The sequence below is a fragment of the Sporichthya brevicatena genome (assembly GCF_039525035.1).
Classification (GTDB): domain Bacteria; phylum Actinomycetota; class Actinomycetes; order Sporichthyales; family Sporichthyaceae; genus Sporichthya; species Sporichthya brevicatena.
In genome coordinates, this window is the sequence record NZ_BAAAHE010000048.1 from 34,871 (window position 1) to 38,966 (window position 4,096).

6 protein-coding genes are annotated in these 4,096 nt (G+C 73.6%); 2 read left to right on the forward strand and 4 right to left on the reverse strand.

Annotation, left to right across the window (positions count from 1 at the left end):
• Positions 1 to 2: 2 nt before the first annotated feature.
• The 4 genes from ABD401_RS22400 to ABD401_RS22415 all read right to left on the reverse strand — a co-directional run bounded on the left by ABD401_RS22400 (position 3) and on the right by ABD401_RS22415 (position 2,643).
• Positions 3 to 1,118 (reverse strand): MauE/DoxX family redox-associated membrane protein, encoded by a 1,116-nt coding sequence (locus ABD401_RS22400; RefSeq protein WP_344608952.1) that lies wholly within the window; start codon positions 1,116 to 1,118, stop codon positions 3 to 5.
• Positions 1,119 to 1,165: 47 nt separating this feature from the next.
• Complete coding sequence (locus ABD401_RS22405) at positions 1,166 to 1,843, reverse strand: hypothetical protein (RefSeq protein WP_344608954.1); 678 nt, start codon at positions 1,841 to 1,843, stop codon at positions 1,166 to 1,168.
• Between the two features lie 78 nt (positions 1,844 to 1,921).
• The gene (locus ABD401_RS22410; RefSeq protein WP_344608956.1) at positions 1,922 to 2,140 is read right to left on the reverse strand and encodes a hypothetical protein; all 219 of its coding nucleotides are present in this window, start codon (positions 2,138 to 2,140) and stop codon (positions 1,922 to 1,924) included.
• A 62-nt stretch (positions 2,141 to 2,202) separates the two neighbouring features.
• Positions 2,203 to 2,643, reverse strand: coding sequence for a MarR family winged helix-turn-helix transcriptional regulator (locus tag ABD401_RS22415; RefSeq protein WP_344608958.1), 441 nt, complete (start codon positions 2,641 to 2,643; stop codon positions 2,203 to 2,205).
• A 106-nt stretch (positions 2,644 to 2,749) separates the two neighbouring features.
• Here ABD401_RS22415 and ABD401_RS22420 point away from each other — a divergent pair, with 106 nt between their 5' ends.
• Complete coding sequence (locus tag ABD401_RS22420; protein WP_344608960.1) at positions 2,750 to 3,088, forward strand: rhodanese-like domain-containing protein; 339 nt, start codon at positions 2,750 to 2,752, stop codon at positions 3,086 to 3,088.
• A 27-nt stretch (positions 3,089 to 3,115) separates the two neighbouring features.
• The gene (locus ABD401_RS22425; RefSeq protein ID WP_344608962.1) at positions 3,116 to 3,955 is read left to right on the forward strand and encodes a PhzF family phenazine biosynthesis protein; all 840 of its coding nucleotides are present in this window, start codon (positions 3,116 to 3,118) and stop codon (positions 3,953 to 3,955) included.
• Positions 3,956 to 4,096 lie beyond the last annotated feature (141 nt).

A 4,096-nucleotide genomic window follows, 5' to 3' on the forward strand; every position in this document is an offset into this window, starting at 1 on the left:
TGCTAGGGCTGCAGCGCGGCCGCGAGCGCGCGGGCGTCGAAGGCGACGGACGGGTCGACCGGGTGACCGTCGAGGAACAGCGCCGGGGTACCGGTGTTCCCGTCCTTGCTGGCGCGGTCGTCGACGGCCTTGGCCCACGGGGCGTAGAGCTGGTCGCGGACGGCGTCGACGAACGCCGGGTCGGTGAGCCCGACCGCCGCCCCGAGTGCGATCAGCTGGTCGACGCTGTAGCCGTGACCCCCGGCGAGCAGGTACGCGAACATCGCGGTCCGCAGCTCGTCGAACTTGCCGGCGTCCTGAGCGGCCCCGAGGGCCGCGACGGCGCGGACGCTGTCCGGGCCGAGGAAGCTGCGCATCCGGTACTCGACCTTCACGCGCCCCGCAGCGACCGCGTCGTGCAGGGCGACCCCGCCGGTGCGTTCGAACTCCGCGCAGTGCGGGCACTGCGGGTCCTCGTAGACGACGACCGTGCGCGGCGCCTCCGGTGACCCGACCACGATCCCGCCCGCTACCGTGACGCCCACCGGCACGCGCGTCGGCGGGGCCGGCTCGGTCGCTTCGGCGACCACGACGCCCGCTCCCCCGGCGACCAGCAGAGCCGCGGCGACCACGCCCGGAACCACCCGCTGACTGATCGTCAGACGCGACCGGCCGAACCAGGCGAGCGCGCCGGCAACGACGAGCAGCGTGACGTCCCGGAGGATCTCCGATCCGTACTGCGGGTCGTCGGTGACGCCACCGCCGCCGAAGCAGCCGCAGTCGATCTGCAGGCCGCGCGCCCAGGCCGTCGAGACGCCGATGAGAAAGACCGTCAGCAACCCGGCCGCCACCCCGGCGGTCAGACGGAGCGCGACGCCGAGCAGCAGCGCGACGGCGAGCGCCAGTTCGAACGCGGGCAGGCCCCGGCCGACCAGGACGGCGAGCCAGTCCGGCAACAGGTCGTAGGCACGGACCGCGCGGACCGAGGCCGCGGGGTCGTCGATCTTGAGCGCGCCGGCGACACCGAAGACGCCGGCGAGGAGCAACCGGGCGGGCACGGCGGCCCACGCGGCGGCCCCGGCGAAGCGGGGCGGGAGCGAACGAGGAGCAACGGGACGTGCAGGGACAGAAACGGACATGACCAACTCCGACGAGAAGGGGCCGCACGGCCCCGCACGTCAGGCGGTCAGCCGGCAGCCAGGAAAAGGACCGGGGCGGCCCGCAGCGGCGGGCCCCGGCGGCCGGCGCAGCGCGCGAGGAGCGCGCCCGGGTCGCGGAGTCGGGAGGGTCGGGCGTAGGGCGCGGGGCGCACCCAGGCCGGGGCGGTCGGGGCGCCGAGCAGGCGCAGCCAGCGCAGGACGCGGCCGGCGAGCACACCGGCGGCGGAGAACACGGACGCGACGAGAGCGAACGCGCTCGCGAGGAGGTCGGCACCCGCGCGGCTGCCGCGGATCACGGCGGCGAGCACCAGGCACGCCAGCGCCTGCACGGCGACGAGCGTCCAGCCGGCCTGCGCGGTGAGCCGGCCGACGAGACCGGCACTGGTCGACTCGGTCGGCGGACAGCAGATCAGCCCACGGGGGTTGCCCACCGGCGCACCCGCGGCGAGCAGCGTCAGCGCGTGCGTGCCGAACTGGGCGACGAGGAGCACCGCGGCCAACGTGACGACCCGCGTCGAGCGGGCCGCCAGCGGCCACAGGACGACGGCGAGCACCGCACCGCCGATCACCAGCGTCGGCAGTGCGGGAGCGGGCCCCACACTGTCGGCGCGCAGCGAGAGGTGCGTCAGCAGCCCGGACACGGCGGCGACGAGGGCCAGTGCGGCCCCCGATCCCCACCGAGCGTCCGAACGCCAGACGTCCACCACACCATCACAACACCGACGGTTGTGAGCGGGCTGTGCCCCGGGTGTGGGGTCCGGGTGGAACTGACGCGGAACGCTTCAGACTTCGAGCGGCTGCCGCGGGGCGACGATGAAGCCGGAGCCGCGCGCCTCGACGGCGGCGAGCGCCGCGCGGGACTGCGTCGTGATGTCCTCGGCGAGCGCGCGGAGCGCGGAGTCCACCTCGGCCATCTCGGCGTCGACGTGCTCGCGCAGGACCTCGGCAGCCTCGCTCAGCTGGGCCTCGAGCTGGGTCCAGTCAATCTGAGTCGTTGTCATGTTGAGAGCATCGGGCACGCACGACCCGAATCGACGGCGACACGCCGCGCGGACCTGCGGGTTCACTCCTCCGCCGCAACGACCTTCGCGAGCGCGGAGCCGACGGCGACGATCTCCGCGGCGGTCAGGTGCTGGGCGAAATGGGTCTCGATCGCGGCCGTGTACGCCGGCGCCGCGGCACGCAGCCGCTCGCGGCCGACGTCGGTCAAGGTCGCGAACGACGAGCGCTTGTCGTCGGGGTTCGGGACGCGCTGCACGAGGCCCGCGCGCTCCAGCTCGCTCACCACCCGACTGATCTGCTCCCGGCTCAGCACCGCCGCCGCACCGAGGTCCGACATCCGCAGCTTCCGCTCCGGCGCGGCGTTCAGCACGAGCAGGACGTCGTACCAGGAGATCGGCAGCCCCGCGGCCGCCACCTCCTTCGCGAGCTTCGGCACCACGGCCGCGTGCGTTCGCAGCAATGACGCCCAGGCGCTGACTCCGGCGCTGTCCTTCCGACCCATGTGACCACGCTAACAGGTCTGTGCGTGCGCACGCACATTGACACGGCTCGTCGGCTTCGGCTACTAATTTGCGTGTACACGCACACAATTACCGAAGGATGACACCATGGCTTCCAACATCTCCCGCACCGAGCTGCTGCTCCTCCTGGCCTCGAACCGGCCGGTCCACCTCGTCGACGCCCTGCCGTCCGGGTACTACGACCAGGAGCACCTGCCCGGGGCGATCAACCTGGTGGAGGACGAGGTCGCGACGCGCGCCGCGGAGCTCCTCCCCCAGCGCGACGAGACCGTCGTGACCTACTGCGCCAACACCGCATGCCAGAACAGCCGGGCCGTGGCCCGCCGGCTGGAGGCGCTCGGCTACACCGACGTGCGCACCTACGAGGCCGGCATCCAGGACTGGGTCGAGGCCGGCCTGCCGATCGAATCCGCGCTGGTCGCCTGATCGCCCGGAGACCGGGAGGATGGACGCATGACCGAGGTACTGCGCTACGCCGCCTTCACCGCCGACGGAACCGGAGGCAACCCGGCCGGGGTGGTGCTCGATGCGACCGGGCTGACTGAGGATCAGATGCTCGCGCTCGCGGCGGAGGTCGGCTACTCGGAGACGGCGTTCGTCCTCCCGGGGAGCGGCGACTCGCACCCGATCCGCTACTTCAGCCCGCGGGCCGAGGTGGCGTTCTGCGGGCACGCGACGATCGCCACCGCCGTCGCGCTCGCCGACCGCGACGGCTGCGGGCCGCTGCGCTTCGACACCCCCGCCGGACCGGTCGCGGTGCTGACCGAGGCGACCACGACGGGCGTGACGGCCACCCTCACCTCTCCCCCGGCGTCCAGCCGGCCCGCCACCGCGGCGGAGATCGACGCCCTGCTCGCGCCGTTCGGCTGGCGGCGCGAGCAGCTCGACGAGACCTGGCCGGTCCACGTCGCCTTCGCGGGCAACGCGCATCCCGTGCTCGCCGTGGCCGCGCGCGAGACCCTGGCCGACTTCGACTACGACTTCGACGCCCTGGCCGCGGTGATGGCGGACGCCGGGTGGGCGACCGTCCACGTGTTCCGGCAACGCGGGCCGGCCGAGTTCGACGTCCGCAACGCGTTCCCGCCCGGCGGGGTCCGCGAGGACCCGGCGACCGGCGCCGCCGCGGCCGCGTTCGGCGGCTACCTGCGAACGCTCGGCCGCCTCACGGTCGGGAATCGCGTCGTCCTCCACCAGGGCGAGGACATGGGGCAACCGAGCCGCCTCGTCGTCGCCCCCGACCCCGACTCCGACGGCGTGCAGGTCACCGGCACCGGCGCCCCCATCCCCGCCTGACCCGCCGCCGCTGTCAAAAAAGGGGGCTCCACTGACGCTTCCGTGGGTCGTTGATCGCCCCTGAACGAGCACACGCCGTTCCCAGCCTTAGGTTTCTGGCTTGTCGAGGTCAGAAACTGCAGAGCGGAGAACGGCGTGCGG

What these genes read in the sequence shown, in the direction of transcription:
- ABD401_RS22400 (WP_344608952.1), bottom strand. Translation starts at nt 1,118, where the DNA reads ATGTCCGTTTCTGTCCCTGCACGTCCCGTTGCTCCTCGTTCGCTCCCG.
- ABD401_RS22410 (WP_344608956.1), bottom strand. Translation starts at nt 2,140, where the DNA reads ATGACAACGACTCAGATTGACTGGACCCAGCTCGAGGCCCAGCTGAGC.
- ABD401_RS22415 (WP_344608958.1), bottom strand. Translation starts at nt 2,643, where the DNA reads ATGGGTCGGAAGGACAGCGCCGGAGTCAGCGCCTGGGCGTCATTGCTG.
- ABD401_RS22420 (WP_344608960.1), top strand. Translation starts at nt 2,750, where the DNA reads ATGGCTTCCAACATCTCCCGCACCGAGCTGCTGCTCCTCCTGGCCTCG.
- ABD401_RS22425 (WP_344608962.1), top strand. Translation starts at nt 3,116, where the DNA reads ATGACCGAGGTACTGCGCTACGCCGCCTTCACCGCCGACGGAACCGGA.